At 66.3% G+C, this 17,056-nt stretch carries 12 protein-coding genes; 2 read left to right on the top strand and 10 right to left on the bottom strand.

From position 1 onward, the window contains the following. Nucleotides 1-731, bottom strand: a 731-nt coding sequence (locus AC3WMA_RS25060) for an elongation factor Tu (RefSeq protein ID WP_492287978.1), incomplete at its 3' end; no start/stop codon positions are given. Between the two features lie 195 nt (nt 732-926). Between AC3WMA_RS25060 and AC3WMA_RS25055 the strand changes: the two genes are divergently transcribed. Beyond that, nucleotides 927-1,952: a linear amide C-N hydrolase gene (locus AC3WMA_RS25055; protein ID WP_492287977.1), complete on the top strand. Its 1,026-nt coding sequence runs from the start codon at nt 927-929 to the stop codon at nt 1,950-1,952. An 18-nt stretch (nt 1,953-1,970) separates the two neighbouring features. Here AC3WMA_RS25055 and pncB read toward each other — a convergent pair whose 3' ends face one another. Then, nucleotides 1,971-3,242, bottom strand: a complete 1,272-nt coding sequence (gene pncB, locus AC3WMA_RS25050; RefSeq protein WP_492287976.1) for a nicotinate phosphoribosyltransferase — start codon at nt 3,240-3,242, stop codon at nt 1,971-1,973. Between the two features lie 68 nt (nt 3,243-3,310). Next, nucleotides 3,311-5,161, bottom strand: a complete 1,851-nt coding sequence (locus AC3WMA_RS25045; RefSeq protein ID WP_492287975.1) for a TRAP transporter large permease — start codon at nt 5,159-5,161, stop codon at nt 3,311-3,313. A 172-nt stretch (nt 5,162-5,333) separates the two neighbouring features. Between AC3WMA_RS25045 and glpD the strand changes: the two genes are divergently transcribed. After that, on the top strand, nt 5,334-6,884 hold the full coding sequence (glpD, locus tag AC3WMA_RS25040) for a glycerol-3-phosphate dehydrogenase (protein ID WP_492287974.1): 1,551 nt from the start codon (nt 5,334-5,336) through the stop codon (nt 6,882-6,884). Between the two features lie 104 nt (nt 6,885-6,988). Here glpD and AC3WMA_RS25035 read toward each other — a convergent pair whose 3' ends face one another. The 7 genes from AC3WMA_RS25035 to tssC form a co-directional block, all read right to left on the bottom strand. After that, nucleotides 6,989-8,260, bottom strand: a complete 1,272-nt coding sequence (locus AC3WMA_RS25035) for a peptidoglycan-binding domain-containing protein (RefSeq protein WP_492287973.1) — start codon at nt 8,258-8,260, stop codon at nt 6,989-6,991. Between the two features lie 152 nt (nt 8,261-8,412). Continuing rightward, a complete protein-coding gene (gene tssH, locus AC3WMA_RS25030; RefSeq protein ID WP_492287972.1) occupies nt 8,413-11,148 on the bottom strand; it encodes a type VI secretion system ATPase TssH in 2,736 nt (911 codons plus the stop codon). Between the two features lie 11 nt (nt 11,149-11,159). Continuing rightward, nucleotides 11,160-12,224, bottom strand: a complete 1,065-nt coding sequence (gene tssG / locus AC3WMA_RS25025; protein ID WP_492287971.1) for a type VI secretion system baseplate subunit TssG — start codon at nt 12,222-12,224, stop codon at nt 11,160-11,162. Then, entirely contained in the window at nt 12,221-14,182 is a 1,962-nt protein-coding gene (gene tssF, locus AC3WMA_RS25020) for a type VI secretion system baseplate subunit TssF (protein ID WP_492287970.1), read from the bottom strand. The genes tssG and tssF overlap by 4 nt, the downstream gene beginning before the upstream one ends. Nucleotides 14,183-14,184: 2 nt before the next feature. After that, nucleotides 14,185-14,691, bottom strand: a complete 507-nt coding sequence (locus tag AC3WMA_RS25015) for a type VI secretion system baseplate subunit TssE (RefSeq protein WP_492287969.1) — start codon at nt 14,689-14,691, stop codon at nt 14,185-14,187. A 119-nt stretch (nt 14,692-14,810) separates the two neighbouring features. Beyond that, complete coding sequence (locus AC3WMA_RS25010) at nt 14,811-15,293, bottom strand: Hcp family type VI secretion system effector (RefSeq protein WP_492287968.1); 483 nt, start codon at nt 15,291-15,293, stop codon at nt 14,811-14,813. A gap of 139 nt (nt 15,294-15,432) precedes the next feature. Beyond that, nucleotides 15,433-16,938 (bottom strand): type VI secretion system contractile sheath large subunit, encoded by a 1,506-nt coding sequence (tssC, locus tag AC3WMA_RS25005; protein ID WP_492287967.1) that lies wholly within the window; start codon nt 16,936-16,938, stop codon nt 15,433-15,435. Nucleotides 16,939-17,056 lie beyond the last annotated feature (118 nt).

Raw genomic sequence — 17,056 nt, 5'->3', positions numbered from 1 at the left:
TCCTCGCCGACCTTCACGATGCCGCGCTCGACGCGGCCGGTCACGACCGTGCCACGGCCCGAGATCGAGAACACGTCTTCGACCGGCATCAGGAACGGCTGGTCGATCGGACGCTCCGGCTGCGGGATGTAGTCGTCGACCGTCTTCATCAGCGCGACCACCGCGTCATGGCCGATCGCCTTGTCGCCGTTGTCCAGCGCGACCTTGGCCGAGCCCTTGGTGATCGGGATGTCGTCACCCGGGAAGTCGTACTTCGAGAGAAGCTCGCGGATCTCCATCTCGACGAGCTCCAGCAGCTCGGCGTCGTCGACCAGGTCGACCTTGTTCATGAACACCACCAGCGCGGGAACGCCGACCTGGCGCGCCAGCAGGATGTGCTCGCGGGTCTGCGGCATCGGGCCGTCGGCAGCCGACACAACCAGGATCGCGCCGTCCATCTGCGCCGCGCCCGTGATCATGTTCTTCACGTAGTCGGCGTGGCCGGGGCAGTCGACGTGGGCGTAGTGGCGGTTCGCCGTCTCGTACTCGACGTGAGCGGTCGAGATCGTGATGCCGCGGGCCTTCTCTTCCGGAGCCTTGTCGATCTGGTCATACGCCGTGAACGAAGCGCCGCCCGTCTCGGCCAGAACCTTCGTGATCGCAGCCGTCAAAGACGTCTTGCCATGGTCAACGTGACCAATCGTTCCAATGTTGCAGTGCGGCTTGTTCCGCGAAAACTTCTCTTTGGCCATGACACCCTTGTCCTCGAAGGCGGCCCTTCGGGCCCAGAAACGCGGTCGCATTAGGGGTTTTTGCGCGGCGATGCAAGATTGGTCATGGAAGGCCGTTAAGACGTGATCTCCCGAGCTTCGAGAACGCTGCGGATCGGAAGCAAAGCGATGTCCCGAAACACCCGTGCCACACTGCATCATCTCGCAGCACTAGCCATGGCGGGAGCACTCCTCGCCGGCGAGACGGCACAGGCCTGCACGCGCTTCGTCTATTTCGGAGCCGAGGGCCGCGTCATCACCGCGCGCTCGATGGACTGGAAAAGCGACGTCGCGACCAATCTCTGGATCATGCCGCGCGGCGTCGAGCGCACCGGCGAAGCCGGACCGAACTCGATCCGCTGGACCGCGAAATACGGCAGCGTCATCGCCTCGGGCTACGACATCTCGACCACGGACGGCGTCAACGAGGCCGGGCTTTCCGCCAACGTGCTCTGGCTCGTGGAATCGCAGTATCCGAAATTCGACGCAGGCTCGAAACCGGGCCTGACCATCGCCGCCTGGGCGCAATACGCGCTCGACAATTTCGGCACGGTGGCCGAGGCGGTGGAAGCACTGCGCCAGGAGCCGTTCACAATCGTCACCGATGCGGTCCCCGGCGAGACGCGGCTGGCAACGCTTCATCTCTCGCTATCGGATGCCACGGGCGACAGCGCGATCGTCGAATATATCGGCGGCAAGCAGGTCATCCATCATGGCCGCCAGTATCAGGTGATGACCAACTCGCCGATCTTCGACAAGCAGCTCGCGCTGAACGAATACTGGAAGCAGATCGGCGGCACAGTGATGCTGCCCGGCACCAACCGGGCTGCCGACCGTTTCGCCCGCGCTTCGTTCTATGCAAACGCGATCCCCAAATTCGACGATCCGAACCGGGCCGTCGCCAGCGTCTTCAGCGTGATCCGCAATGTCTCGGTGCCGTTCGGACTGAACACGCCGGAGGAGCCCAACATCTCCTCGACACGCTGGCGCACCGTCGTCGACCACGCCCGCAAGCTCTATTTCTTCGAATCGGCGCTGACCCCGAACACCTTCTGGGTCGACCTGAAAAAGATCGACTTCGCGTCGGGGGCAGGCACCCGCAAGCTCGATCTCGGCCGCGACCAGGATCATGTCTATGCCGGCGACGCGACGGAGAAATTCGTGGCATCGAAGCCCTTCACCTTCCTTGGCCTCAAGCCATAGGGCCGGCGGCGCGACGCCTTACTGGAACACCCTCCGGTAGCGCTTCACCATCTCCGGATCGCCCGAGACCTTCTCGGGATTGTCGGAGAGCTTCACCGCCGGCCGCCCGTTCGCCTTGGTAACCTTGCAGACCAGCGAGATCGGATCGAGCGCGCGCGAGCCGTCCGGCGAGCAGCCGACGAGATCGTTGGTTAGGTCCGTGCCCCAGCCGAAGGCCATGCGGACCTTGCCGTCGAAATGATGGTAGACGCGCTCAATCGCGTCGACATCGAGCCCGTCGGAGAAGACCAGCATCTTGTCGCGCGGATCGCGCCCATGCTCGCGCCACCAGGCCATGATCGTCTCGCCGGCCGGGATCGGCGGCGCGCTGTCGGGGCGGAAGCCGGTCCAGTCGGCGACCCAGTCCGGCGCATGGCGCAGGAAGCTCTGCGAACCGAAGGCGTCCGGCAGCGCGATCAGCAGGTTGCCGCCATAGACCTGGCGCCACTCGTCGAGCACGCGATAGGGCGCGCGCAGCAATTCCTCATCCGAATCGGCGAGCGCCGCGAGCACCATCGGCAGTTCATGCGCATTCGTGCCGATGGCTTCCAGATCGGCATCCATCGCCAAGAGCACGTTGGAGGTGCCGGTGAAGGCCGAGCCCAACCCTTCCTTCAGCGCCTCGACGCACCAGCGCTGCCAGAGATGGCCATGGCGGCGACGCGTGCCGAAATCGGAGAGCTTGAGGTTCGGCAGCTTCTGCAGCCGCTCGACCTTGTCCCACATCTTCGCCTTGCCGCGGGCATAGAGCACGTCGAGCGAGAAGCGCTTCTGGCCGACCATGACCCGGCGCGCCCGGAGCTCGTTGACGATCGCCAGCGCCGGCACTTCCCACATCGTGCTGTCGGTCCAGGGCCCTTCGAAATGCAATTCGTACTGGCCGTCAACCTTGCGCAGGTCGTAATCGGGCAACTGGAAATCGGCGAGCCAAGCCATGAAATCCGGCGAGAACATCTGCGTCTTGCCGTAGAAGCTGTTGCCCGACAGCCAGATCAGCTCGTTCTTGGTGAAGCGCAGCGAGCGGGCATGGTCGAGCTGCGCCCGCAATTCGCCCTCATCGACGATATCGGCGAGGCGAATATGCTTCGAGCGGTTGATCAGCGAGAAGGTGACCTGCACATCCGGGTGGAAGGCCCGGATCATCTGCAGCATCAGCAGCTTGTAGAAATCCGTGTCGAGCAGGCTGCGGATGATCGGGTCGAGCCGCCAACCGTGGTTGTAGGTCCGCGTCGCGATATCGGTGAAGATCATATCGGAGTCCGGGCCGGCTCACGGCGTAGGCAATGGAACGGCGCGGGCGCCGGGCGAAGGAAAGCGCATCAGAACAGCGCCTTGAGCCCCGGCGCAAGCGCGGGCCACGCAGCCATGCCCAGCGACAGCACCATGAGGGCCGCCAGCAGCACGCCGAGCAGCGGCAGCACCGCCCGGAAAACGGCTCCGGCAGGCACCCGCATGATGCCGCTGACGACATAGACGAGGATGCCGAGCGGCGGCGTCAGCCCATGGATCATCAGGTTGACGACGAGCACCACGCCGAACTGGATCGGGTCGAGCCCCGCCGCGACCGCCACCGGCAGGAGCAGCGGCGCGAGCAGCAGGATGGCCGCGCCGATATCGAGGAAGAGCCCGGCGACCAGCAGCACGAGATTGGCGAGCAGCATCACCGCATAGGGCCCGGCGCCGAACGCGGTGACGAGCCCGGCCATCTGCTCGGAGACCCGGTCGACCGCGAGCAGGAAGGCGAAGGGGGCAGATGCACCGATCAGCAGGCCGATCGCCGCCGCCTCCGCCGCCGATTTGCGCAGGGCCGCCAGCACGCCGTGCCCGTTCAGGCTGCGCAGCACGAGGCAGGCAATGACGGCATAGGCGACAGCGAGCGCCGAGGCCTCCGTCACCGTCACCACGCCGAAGCGGATTCCGACGACCACGACGATGCCGAGCCCGATCGCGGGGATAGCGCCGATCAGCGCCCTGCCCCGCTCGGCCGCGCTCGCCTTCGGCGCTGCGTCGACGACGTCGCGGACGCTGAGATGGATGCCGATCGCCAAGGCCAGCGCCAGCACGCCGCCGGCGACGAAGCCGCCGACCAAGAGCGAGCCGACCGAAAGATTGGTCGCGCTCGCCAGGATCAGGAAGGCGATCGAGGGCGGGATGATGTTGTCGAGCATCGAGACGCCGGCGACGATCGCCGCCGCATTGGCCGGCGGATAGCCCCGCGCCACCAAGGTCGGCGCCATCACCTTGGCCCCGAAGGCGGCATTCGCCACCGAGGAACCGGAGGCGCCTGAAAACAGCACGCTCGCGACCAGCGCGGTCTGCGCCAGCCCTGCCCGCCAATGGCCGACCAGCGTCGCCGCGAAGCGGATCAGGCGCTCGGCCAACCCGCCCGCTGTCAGCAATTCGCCGGCCAGCAGGAAGAAGGGAATCGCCAACAGCAGGAACTTGCCGACGCCGCCGACCAGGGTCTGCACGATCGCCGGCTCCGGCATCAGGCCGCCGAACGGCCCGGTCAGCGAGACGCCGGCCAGAAGCGCGAATGGCAAGGGCGCACCAAGCAAAAGCCCTGCCCCCGCGACGAGTGCCGCGACAAGGCTCGGCGTCGGGAAGAAATCGAAGGAGAGCTGCGCCAGCCCGTAGAGACAGCCACCGAGCATGAGCGCAGCGAACGCGCCGGCCCAGCCGCGCTCGATCCCACCTCGCAGGAACAGCATCAGGAGCGTCAACCCGCCGCCACAGGCGAAGGCGGCAAAGCGCAAGGCTTCCGGCAGGCCGAGCACGGTCGAATGCCCGCCGACGAGCAAAGCGACATTCGCCCCGCCCGCAGCCAGCACGAGCGCGCCATGGAAGGCGATGGCATCCGCGAGAACGGCCGCAATCCGCTGCGGCAACGCCGGCAGCAAGCGGACCAGAACATCGAGCCGCATCGCCAGCGTGCCGGTGACCGCAAGCGGCGCGCCGACCGCGATCAGCGCCAGATGCAGCCAGATCGCGAGCTCGTCCGACCAGACGAAGCCGCCGCCGAACAGATAGCGCTGCAGGACAGCCGCCATGACGACGAGAAACAGCACCGCCAGGATCGCCGCGCCGGCATATTCCAGCACCGCGCGAAGGACAGCCTCCGCCCGCTCCGGGAACCGCCTCCCGCGCTCTTGCTCCACCGACTGGCTCATCCTGCCGCCATGCCCTGCCCGGGTGCCCTGTTCCGGCCTCGCGCGCCGCGCGTCAAGCCACCCGAATTGACATCCTCCCCGAATTGATCGCAGGAGCAGGCTTGTCGCGTCGTCCCGGCCGGGATTGGATGACGCCTTCGATCAGCCTCTCCCAGCCTCCCAGAAGACGCGCATGGCTTCCGAAACGACCTCGCCCTTAGCCGGCTTCGGCACCGCCCTCACTACTCCTTACGACCTCGCCGTCATCGGCGGCGGCATCAACGGCGCGGGCATCGCCCGCGATGCGGCCGGGCGCGGCGCCTCCGTCGTGCTGTTCGAGAAGGACGATCTCGCCAGCGCCACCTCCTCGCGCTCGACCAAGCTGATCCATGGCGGATTGCGCTATCTCGAGCACTACAAGTTCCGGCTGGTCCGCGAGGCCCTGATGGAGCGCGAGCGGCTCTGGGCGATCGCACCGCATATCATCCGCCCGCTGCGCTTCGTGCTGCCGCATCACAAGGGCCTGCGCCCGGCCTGGCTGCTGCGGCTCGGCCTGTTCCTCTACGACCATATCGGCGGCCGCAAGCTCCTGCCGGCGACGCGCACGCTCGACCTCGCCCATGACGTAGTCGGCAGGCCGCTCAAGGACGATCAGGCCAAGGCCTTCGAATATTCCGATTGCTGGGTCGAGGATGCCCGCCTTGTCGTGCTGAACGCGATGGATGCCGCCGTGCGCGGCGCCGCGATCCACACCCGCACACGCGTGACTGCGGCGCGGCGCGAGAACGACCTCTGGCAGCTCGACACGGACGGCCCCGAAGGCCGCCAGACTGTCTGGGCGCGCACGCTTATCAACGCCGCCGGTCCCTGGGTCGGCGAGGTCCTGAACGGCGTCATCCACACCAATGCCAAGGCCGGCGTCCGCATGGTCCAGGGCAGCCATATCGTCGTGCCCAGGCTTTACGAGCACGACCGCTGCTACATCTTCCAGAACGCGGACGGACGCATCATCTTCGCCATCCCCTACGAGCAGGATTTCACGCTGATCGGCACGACCGACCGCGACTATCACGGCGACCCCGCCGAGGTCGTCGCGACGCCGGACGAGATCGCCTATCTCTGCGCCGCCGCGAGCGAGTATTTCCGCCAGCCCGTCACGCCGGAATCGCTCGTCTGGACCTATTCGGGCGTGCGCCCACTCTATGACGACGGCGCATCCAAGGCGCAGGAGGCGACGCGCGATTATGTGCTGACGCTCGACGCTCCCGAAGGCGAGGCGCCATTGCTGTCCGTCTTCGGCGGCAAGATCACGACCTATCGCCGCCTCGCCGAGGCCGCGATCGCGAAGCTCGCGCCGCTCGCGCCCTGGGCCGCCCGCGCCGAATGGACAGTGGCCGGCGCCCTGCCCGGCGGCGATTTCCCGGTCGGCGGCTTCGATGCGCTCGTGAGCGGGATCGCGAGCGCCTATCCCTGGCTCGAACGCCGTACGGCGATGCGGCTCGCCCGCGCCTATGGCACCCGCGCCCGCGATATCCTCGGCGATGCGAAGAGCCTCGCCGATCTCGGCCGGCATTTCGGCGCGGACCTCTACGAGCGCGAAATCCGCTACCTGATGAAGGCGGAATGGGCGCGCCGGGCGCAGGATGTGCTCTGGCGCCGGGGCAAGCTCGGCCTGCGATTGTCGAAGGCCGAGAGCGAGGCGCTCGACGATTTCATGCAGCGGGAATCCGCTACAGTCGCCTGATTCAATTTACATTCTAGAACAATCACTTACGACCAGAATCGGAATCTATTCCGCAGCAATCGACGATCCCGGCAGGCAAGCCGGGATCGCCAGAGCAGCCAGCCTCAGAAGCCACAGATCTCGACGAGTTTTTCCTGCGTCTTCGGTCCCGGGACGCCGTCGACCTTGAGCGGCGGATAGGCTTTCTGGAAGAGCTTCACCGCCTTGGCGGTCTTCGGCCCCTTGATGCCGTCGACACGTCCGGCGCCGAAGCCGAGCGCATTGAGCCGGAACTGCACCCCCGTGAGGTATTCCGGTTTCGGCGCGGCCTTTTCGCCGGCCTTGATCGCGATCTCCGGGAGCCGGATCACGGTCTTGCCCTGCCGGCGCTCGCGATAGACCTTGAAACTGCTCTTGACGATCTCGGGCGGCGCCGGGTCGCGCCTGGAGGGAACCGAGGTCGCCGCCACCACGACAGGAACGGCGAAATCGACGCCCTCGCTTGTCTCGATCGCGGTGACGCCCGCGATCAGCATGGCCGCACCCGGCACGAGCGCGAGCATGTTCTCCATCACGGCAGTAGGCCCAAGGGTATTGACCAGGCCGACGGACTGCCCCTCCATCAGCCCCATGGGAGTCTGAAGCCGCCCCCAGCGCCGGACCAGATCCTCGAGCGTCGTGAAGTACTTGCCCTTATAGTCGGAGAAGCGAACCCGCCCGAAGACGTCCCGCACCGCAAGGACCGTGTGCTTGACCTCCAGCATCTCGCCCTTGGCCGTCTTCACCCAGCAGCGGATGGCAAAGACCACCACGCCATCCTGGGTTTCGGCGGCGCGGACGATGTCCCTGATGGTCTGTGCCTGATTCAGGCGCGTGATCTTGGCTCCCTGCGCCGTCAGGAACTGCAGACCCTTCTCGACCGACATGGCAAGTATCGGCACTCCCTTCTCGTTCCTCCCGAGCGAGCCGACCGCCCTTCCAGCTGCGGCAGCCATTTCATCGAGGGTGATGAAATAGGTCTTGCCGCGCGTGATCGCCACGACGTTATTGACCGCCTGGAAGGTGCAGGGTCCGGTCACGCCCTTGACCTGCACCGCGAGCCGTATGGCCTGCGTGTGGATGAGTCGCGACAGCATCCCGCCGCCCTTGCCCAGCGGCCCCAGGATGGCAAGCAGGCGCAGCGCATCCTTGCCCACCCCGGCCAGGCCACCCTCAGCGATGCCTTCGCCGAAGCGCAGCACATCGACATAGCCTCCACCCAGGTCCATCGAGGTCTGCACGCCGGTGGCGACGGCCACCGCCCACCATTGCGGATTGTCCTGAACCCATTCGCCGAGGATCTTCTCGGTCTCAAGCTTCTGCTTATCCCACCAGTCGGCATATTCAGACCAGGCCATCCAACGTCTCCCTGCGGCCCGAAGCATCGGGCCGGGAAACGCGAATTGCGTCCCGGACATCCGGTGCTCCGTCGACAAGCCGGAGCACCGGGCCGCACCCGAAGGATGCGCCGCCCCCAGCCGCCATTAGTCGCGGAGCACGCGGCGGCGGTTCACGCCACCTGATAGGCGAATTGGCCCTCCTCGACCGAGACCTTCGCCTCGGTCAGCGGCTTCTTCTCCAGCTGCAGGTTGAGAATCGCGCGCGAGAGCGCCGGCAGCATCGAGTTGGTGATGATGTTGTCGATCATGCGTCCGCCCGAATCCGGGTCGTTGCACTGGCCGACGATGTGCTCGACGACCGCATCGTCGTAGACGAAGGCCGCCTTGTGGTTCTCGCTGAGTCGCTTGCCGATACGGCCGAGCTGGAGCCTGACGATCCCGGCCAGCATGTCCGAGGACAGCGGGTAATAGGGGATCGTTACCAACCGCCCGATCAGCGCCGGCGGGAAGACCTTGAGCAGTGCCGGCCTCAGGCTCACGGCCATGACCTCCGGATCGGGCTTGGCCGCGCCGTTGGCGGACAGGCTCATGATCTCGTCGGTGCCGACATTCGAGGTCAGGATGATCAGCGTGTTCTTGAAGTCGATGCGCCGGCCGGTGCCATCCTCCATCTGGCCCTTGTCGAAGACCTGGAAGAACAGTTCGTGCACGTCGGGATGCGCCTTCTCGACCTCGTCGAGCAGCACCACCGAATAGGGCTTTCGCCGCACGGCCTCCGTCAGCCGCCCGCCCTCGCCATAGCCGACATAGCCGGGAGGTGCGCCCTTCAGCGTCGAGACGGTATGCGCCTCCTGGAACTCGCTCATGTTGATGGTGATGACGTTCTGCTCGCCGCCATAGAGCGATTCCGCCAGCGCCAGCGCCGTCTCGGTCTTGCCGACGCCGGAGGGGCCGCAGAGCATGAACACGCCGATCGGCTTGTTGGGATTGTCGAGCCTGGCGCGGTTGGTCTCGATGCGCTTGGCGATCATGCCGATGCCGTGGCCCTGGCCGACGACGCGCTTGTTCAGCGTCTCGGCAAGGTTGAGCACGGTTTCGATCTCGTCCTTGACCATCCGGCCGACGGGGATGCCGGTCCAGTCCGAGACGACCGAGGCGACCGACTGCTCGTCGACATGGGCATAGATCATCCGGTTAGCCGGATCGATCTCGCTCAGTGCCGCGAATTTCGCGTTGAGGACAGCACGGGATTCTTCCGGATCGGCAGCAGCCTCCAGAGCGGAAGCCTCCGCCTCAGTCGGCGCAGGCGCGACATTCTCGTTCGCCTCCTGCGTGCCCGCTCCCTTCTTCGCCTCCCCGCCCGGCGCCTTTTCGCCGAGTTTGGTGCGCAGCGCCTTGATCTCCTCGACGATGGCGAGCTCGCCCGCCCAGGCGCCTTCGAGGCCCGAGAGCTTCTCCTGCCGCTCTGCGATCTCGGCCTCGATCTCGCCAAGGCGCTTGCTGGCGTCCGTGCCGAGATCGGCATCCGCCGTCAGCGCCGCTTTCTCCTGCTCCAGCGAGGCGATGGCGACGCGCGCGTCCTCGATCGCGGCCGGGGTCGCGCTCTGGCTGATGGCGACGCGGGCGCAGGCCGTGTCGAGCAGGCTCACCGCCTTGTCGGGGAGCTGACGCGCCGGGATATAGCGATGCGACAGCGAGACCGCCGCGACGATCGCCGCGTCCGAGATGCGGACCTTGTGGTGCTTCTCCATCGGGCCGATCAGCCCACGCAGCATGGTGCAGCAGCGCGCCACATCCGGCTCGTCGACCTGCACCGGCTGGAAGCGCCGGGTCAGCGCCGGGTCCTTCTCGAAATACTGGCGGTATTCCGACCATGTCGTCGCCGCGATGGTGCGCAAAGTGCCGCGCGCCAACGCCGGCTTCAGGAGGTTGGCGGCATCACCCGTGCCAGCCTGCCCACCGGCCCCGATCAGGGTATGCGCCTCGTCGATGAACAGGATCACCGGCGTCGGCAAGGACTGCACCTCGTCGATCACCGAGCGCAGGCGCTGCTCGAACTCGCCCTTCATCGAGGCACCGGCCTGCATCAGGCCGATATCGAGCGCGCAGACGCGCACGCCCCTGAGTGGCGGCGGCACATCGCCGGAAGCGACGCGCTGGGCAAAGCCCTCGGCGATCGCGGTCTTGCCGACGCCGGCCTCGCCGGTGAGGATCGGATTGTTCTGGCGCCGCCGCATCAGCACGTCGATGACCTGCCGGATCTCGTCGTCGCGGCCGAGGATGGGATCCATCGTGCCGGAACGGGCCTTGACGGTGAGGTCCTGCGAGAAGCGGTCGAGCGCGGTCGTGCCCTTCGCGCCCTCGGCCTGCTCCGCGCCGGGCGTTCCCGCCGCACGCAGGCCAGAGCCGTCCATCGGCCGGAGATTCTCCTCTTCCGAGCTTTCCCAGATCTTGCCGTGGCCTGCGGCCAGTTCCTCGACCGGGATCTTGGAGAATTCCTTGGAGAGCCCCGTCAGAACACGGCGCAGTTCGGTCGATTTCAGCGCCGCGACCAAGAGATGGCCGGTCCTGATCTGCGTCTCCCCGAAGAACAGGGTCGCGTAGTGCCAGCCACGGTCGAGGATATCGACGATATGGTTGGCGATGCCCGGCATCTCCGTCTCGTTGCGGCGGAAGCCCTCGACCACGCCGCCAAGCTCCATCAGCATCTTGGCGCGGTCGAGCTTGTAATGGTCTGCCGTCAGGGTCAGGTCGTTCGACGTGCCCTGCAGGATCTGGAGCAGCCAATGCGCCAGCTCGACATTGCGGTTCCCCGCCCCCTTCGCCTGCCGGAGCGCCTGCAGGAAGGTGTCGTAGCCGACCCGGTTGAGCTTGCCTGTGACGGCTTCGAGGCTGATATCGGCCATGGTCGTCCCCTTCAGTGTCCAGTGGCCGCAGCGCGGCTTCGTTTCAGGCGCAGGCTTTCGGCGGGATGGAAGCGGGCGTCGCGGCGCAAAGCGCCCTCCTCGACATCCCAGTTCGGCGCCATCCAGCTCGTCCAGCCGAGATGGCCGGACTGGCCGAGCCGGACCGGCTTGACCTCACCGACCGGCAAGGCGAGCTCGACATCCCATTCGAACTGCTCGCCGAGATGGAAGAACACCGCATCCGCCAGCGGCTCGCAGCGGTCGCCATTCGGCAGGAAGCGCTCGAATTGTTCGAGGTCGCGCGCGACGATCTTCACGCGGAACTTGTCCTCGACGCTGTAGACGCTGCCGCCCAGCAGCGCGTCGCCGCCGAGCGTGCAATGCGAGCCGCCGAGCCGCGAGCGGTCGGCCGGGTCGAAGACCAGCCACATTCCCGTGAACTGCTCGATCTCGATATCGGCCTTGAACAGGCCGGCGAGGAAGCGCCGCAGGCGCGACGCCGATTTCGCCTGCGCGCCGATCAAGCCGGCATGCGCGAGCTTCTCGGCATCGGGCACCGTGTCCTGCTTGAGATAGGGCTTCGAGCCCACCCCGATCATGCTGCCGATATAGGCGGCGAAGCGGTCGAGATCGGGCCGGTCATGCTGCGCGATCGGCCGCGAATCCGCCCAGGCCCGATAGAACAATTGCAGGAAGCGGTGGTTGAAGATGTCGAGGAAGCGCGGGAAAGCGTCGTCGCGCGCCAACGTCCAGTGATAGCTCTCCTCGGTCGTCGCCAGCGGCAACGGCCCCTGCGGCCCGAGCAGGCCGAGGAACTTGACGAAGAGCCGCAGGCGCCCCTGCCCGTCGCGATCGGCCTCGGCAAGGCTCGACGCCGGAAAGTCGAGATAGGGCTGCTCGCCCAGCGCGACATACTCCTCGCGCCGCGAGGCGACCTCGCCGACGCGCGGCCGGTCCGGAAAGCTCCTCTCCAGCCGGCGCATCACCGCGTAGAAGTCGAAGCGCCAGGGCTCGGCCTCAAGCTGCGCCTGGTAGTTCGGCGCCTTCTCCAGCGAGGTGGCGGCGTCCTCGCTCACAGGATGCGCCTCGCGCCGGCCCGCGGCGGAAAGCGCATGACCTCGCCGCGCTCGACCGTGCGGATCACCGTCTGGGTGAAATGATTCATCGCGGCATACTCGGCGAAGAAGCGGTCGAGGACCGCCCCCAGCAGGAAGACGCCCGAGCCCTCGAAGGCCTTCTCGTCGAGCAGCACGGTGATTTCGAGCCCGCGCGCCGCGCCTGTCCCCGCCCGCTGCGGGAAGCGACGCACGACCGCGCGGCTGTCGACGCTCTTAATGCCGCGGATGCGCCGCTCGGTCGCGCTGTCGGCGAGATCGGCGAAGAGCGACAGCAGTTCGCGCAGCGCCTCCCCATTCTCGCCCGCCCCGCGCTGGACGAGCCCGAGATGGTTCAGGCTGATCAGGTTGACCAATCGCCAGGTCACGACGCCGGTGCTGGCGGTCTCCGAGCGCAGCTTGAGCTGGGACACGACCGGCTCGCGCGGTGGCGTCGGCCCTGCCAGGCAGGCGATATCGAGCGAGACATTGTCGATCAGGCGGAAATCGGCGCCGCCCTGCCCCGTCGGCAGATGCTCGGTCAGGTGCCGGTTGGAACAGAGCGCCCGCACGCTGAGCTCGGCCACCGAAGCGGTGTCGGAAACGCCCGCCGGCTCGACCAGCGAGATGAACATCTCCGTTCCCGTATAGTCGGACGCCTTGCCCTGCCGGCGCTCGGCCGAGGAGCGACGCCGCGGCAGGCGGCGCTGCGTGTAATGCAGCCCCTGCGTCGGCGAAGCGCCTTCGGGCGAGGAGTAGAGCGGATGGACCGGCTGCTTCTCCCGTCCGCCGACATAATGCGCGTGGACGGAGAGGATGCTGTGCGGCTCGTAGTCGAGCACGCGGCTGCGGTCCGGCACGACATGGAACTCGTGCTGGTTCGTCTTGACCGGGATACGGTCTGTCGTCTTCTCGAACAGGTTGATCGCGGGCGACGCGTAGAGCGCGAACATCTCCTTGCGCACGGCGCCGGGCAAACGCGTGTTCACCTCGTCGAAGACGAAGATGATGTCGACTGCCTTGGCCTTGAGCTTCGGCATGACACCGCTAAGCCCCTCCAGCCGGAAGCCGAGGAACTTGCGCGGGAACCAGAACAGCTCCCGCAACAGGTCGAAGCCACGGAAGATGCGGGTATCGGCCGGCAGCAGCGCCTCGTCCTCGTCGAACCCGATCTGCTCGATCCGGCAGCCATCGCCCGGCGTCACCACGGGATCGCCGAATTCGTCGAGATGGCGGAAATGGATGCCGATGCAGTTCGCGAAGAGCTGCTCGTAGAGCGCGACGGCGTCTCCTTCACTGCCGAGCAGATGGAAGGGCAATTCGCGGGTCCGGCAGCCGGCGAACCAGCTCGCCGGGTTCTTCAGCGCCTGCGCGGCGGAGGGCTCCAGCTCCCGATCCGCCATGACTCGATGGTTCAGCGAGATGCGCAGGCCCGACAGGGCCCGTGGGCCGGTGCGCAGGCCCAGCGCCTGCAACGGCCCCGGCGCCGGAATATATTCGGCCGCGGTGATCTCGAAGGGCCAGAGCGTGACATCGCCGCCGAGCCGATAGCGGCAGGCGACGCGGCGCTCGCGCTCCAGATAGGTCGCGTCGATATAGGAGCCGCGTGCGATGCGCAGGCCCTCGCGGAGAGCCGGGTCCGAATAAGGCGGCGCCACGCCGGCCAGCAGCGCCGACGGCGTCGGCGCCAGATAGTTCGGCAGCAGCTGCTCGATCAGGTTGTTGGTGAATTCGGGGAATTCATGCCGGAGCTTGAGCTGGACGCGGGCGGCGAGGAAGGCCGCGCCCTCCAGCAGGCCGCCGACCATCGGGTCAATGCGCTCGCCGGCCAAGCCGCCCAGCCGCTCGGCGATACCCGGATATTCCTCAGCGAACTCCTTGCTGTGCTCCATGAAGAGCCGGAGTTCCTGGTTGTAGAGGTCGAGAAACTCCTGGTTCATCGTCATCGGCCCTTGATGGCGATCTTGCCGGTATCAAGCTCGAGATCGGCGACGAATTGGACGGGAATATTGAGCGGTTCGCAATTCAGATCGGCGCGAACAAGGAAGCGGATCTTCAGCTCGGCCGGATCGAGGCTCGCGTCGCGCTCGACGGCGACGGACTTCCGGATCAATCGCGGCTCGTAGCCGACCAGCACATTGGCGAGATCCTCGCGGATCGCATCGACGCGGTGCTCGTCGATCGACAATCGCGTCATGTCGGGAAAACCGTGGTTGAGCACCGAGCGGCGCACGTGCTCCAGCCCTGAGAGATCGACACAGGAGCCGAGATTGATGGTGTTGACGAGCGCATCGAGATCGACGGCGATCTCGCGGCGCAGCTTCTGCTCGGTGATCGCGGCCCGCGGCGCGGCGCGGCGGGGCGCGATCACGCGTTCGCCGCCCTCGTCCCTCAGGTCGAGCGCGGTCCTCGCATCCTTTTCCAGATGCGCCTCCCGAAATGCGAACATCAAAGGCGGTCGCAGCCGCTTCTTCGAGATCGGATCGACCATGGTCTGACGTACCATCGGCAAGGCAAAGCAAGACAAGCCATCGGCCCCGGCGGGTGCCGGGGCCGACAAGCTTCAGCTCACTTGGAGTGGGTCTTGATGTCCCAGGTCATGGTGATCGGCGCGTCGAGCGAGCCGTCCTGCTTCTGCGGCTTGTACTCGTATTTGATCTTCGCGTAGTTCAGCGAGAACTGGTCGGTCGGGATGCTCGCCCCGCCGGCGGCGTCGCCGGACTGGTAGCTCGACACCAGCAGGTCCTCCAGCGTGACCACATAATAGTCCTGCTGCGTCTCGCCCTGCTTGCGGACGAAGAGCACCGCCTTCTTGATGTGCTTGCCGCTGGCGCAGGACAGCGCCAGGTTGGCCGAGGCCTTGCCGACCGAGGCCGTGAAATGGATGTCCTGGAAGCTCGCCTTGCCGGCGCCGCCGCCGGCATTCGACGCATGCGAGCCCGCATTGCTGATGCCCCAGGAGAAGGAATCCACTTCGATCGTGTCCTTGTGGTTCTTGTCCTTGCTTTCGCCCTTGATGCCATCGATCTCGAGCAGGAAGTCGCTAGCCATTGTTACCTCCAGAGTAGGGATTGCTATGGGCGCGCGGATGCGGGCCCGCTGTGCACGCACTTCTCCTGTCGCGCCGGCCTCGACCGGCCGGCACGCCGAAGATCCTCGTTGTCGCCGTCACCCGTGGATCAGGTGACGATCACTGCTTGGGAGCTGGCAGTCGCGAGACCAGGCTCAGGCCGATATCCATGCCTTCGAGCTGGAAGTGCGGCCGCAGATAGAACTTGGCCGAGTAGTAGCCAGGATTCTCCTCGTCCTCGAAGACATCGATGCGCGCATCGGAGAGCGGGCGCCGCGCCTTCGTCTCTTCGCTGGAATTGACCGGATCGCCGTCGACATAGTCGGTGATCCACTCCTGCAGCCAGCGCCGCAGCGGCTCCTTTTCCTTGTAGGAGCCGATCTTGTCGCGAACCATGCACTTCAGGTAGTGCGCGAAGCGCGAGACCGCGAACATGTAGGGCAGCCGCGACGACAGGTTGTCGGATGCGGTGGCCGCCACGCCGTCCGGCCCCGAGAAGGCCTTGGGCTTGTAGAGCGACTGGGCGCCGATGAAGGCGGCCTTGTCGGTGTTCTTGCGATGGATCAGCGGGATCAGGCCGGATTTCGCCAGCTCCGCCTCGCGCCGGTCGCTGATCGCGATCTCGGTCGGGCATTTCAGGTCGACGCCGCCATCATCCGTCGGGAAGGTATGGGTCGGCAGGTTGAGCACCTCGCCGCCCGACTGCACGCCACGGATGCGCGTGCACCAGCCATATTCCTTGAAGGCGCGGTTGACATTGACCGCCATGGCATAGGCCGCGTTCATCCAGGCGTATTTCTCGCCCTTGTGCCCGTCGGTATCCTCCTCGAAGGCGAATTCCTCGACCGGCTCCGACTTGGCGCCATAGGGCACCCGCGACAGCACCCGTGGCAGGCACAGGCCGACATAGCGGGAATCCGCCGCATCGCGCAGGCCCTTCCAGGCGGCATAATCAGGCGTATCGAAGACCTTGCCGAGATCGCGCGGGTTCGACAGCTCCGTCCAGGCATCCATGCCCATCAGGGTCGGGTCTGCCCCGGCGAAGAAGGGCGCATGCGCCGCCGCCGCCACCTTCGACAGATCGCGCAGGAGCTGCACGTCGGTCGGGACATGGCTGAAATGATAGTCGCCGACCAGGCAGCCGAAGGGCTGGCCGCCGAGCTGGCCGAATTCCTGCTCGTAGATCTGCTTGAACAGCGGGCTCTGGTCCCAGCGCGCGCCGGGGAACGTCTTGAGGTTGCGATAGAGCTCGCTCTTGGAGACGTTCATCACCTTGATCTTCAACTGTGCGTCCGTCTCCGAATTGAAGACGAGATAGTTGAGACCGCGCCAGGCGCTTTCGATCTTCTGGAACTCCGGCGCGTGCAGCACCTCGTTCATCTGCTCGGTCAGCTTGGCGTCGAGCCTGGCGATCATCTCCTCGATCGTGTCGATGACGTCGCCCTTGATCAGGGTCTGGTCCGCCAGCGCCTGGTTGACCAGGGTCGCGACCGCGTTCTCGACCTCGGTCGCCGCGCGTTCCGTCTTGGGCTTGAAACTCTGCTTCAGGATCGCCGAGAAATCGTCGATCTCGCGCGTCTCGACTGCTGCCCCGCCGGGCTGTTGGGATTGTGCTTCCGCTGCCATTGCCGCCTCGCTCGCTTAACCGCCTGCAGGCCCTGCCCCGTCCCATGCGGACGGGATCGCTTCAGATCGCCCGGAGCATCGCTCCCGCGAAAACCGGTTCCGGTTCCCCGCGGCGCGC

This window comes from Allobosea sp. FW305-C-101 (assembly GCF_058783685.1).
This window is presented reverse-complemented; position numbering and strand designations above follow the sequence as displayed.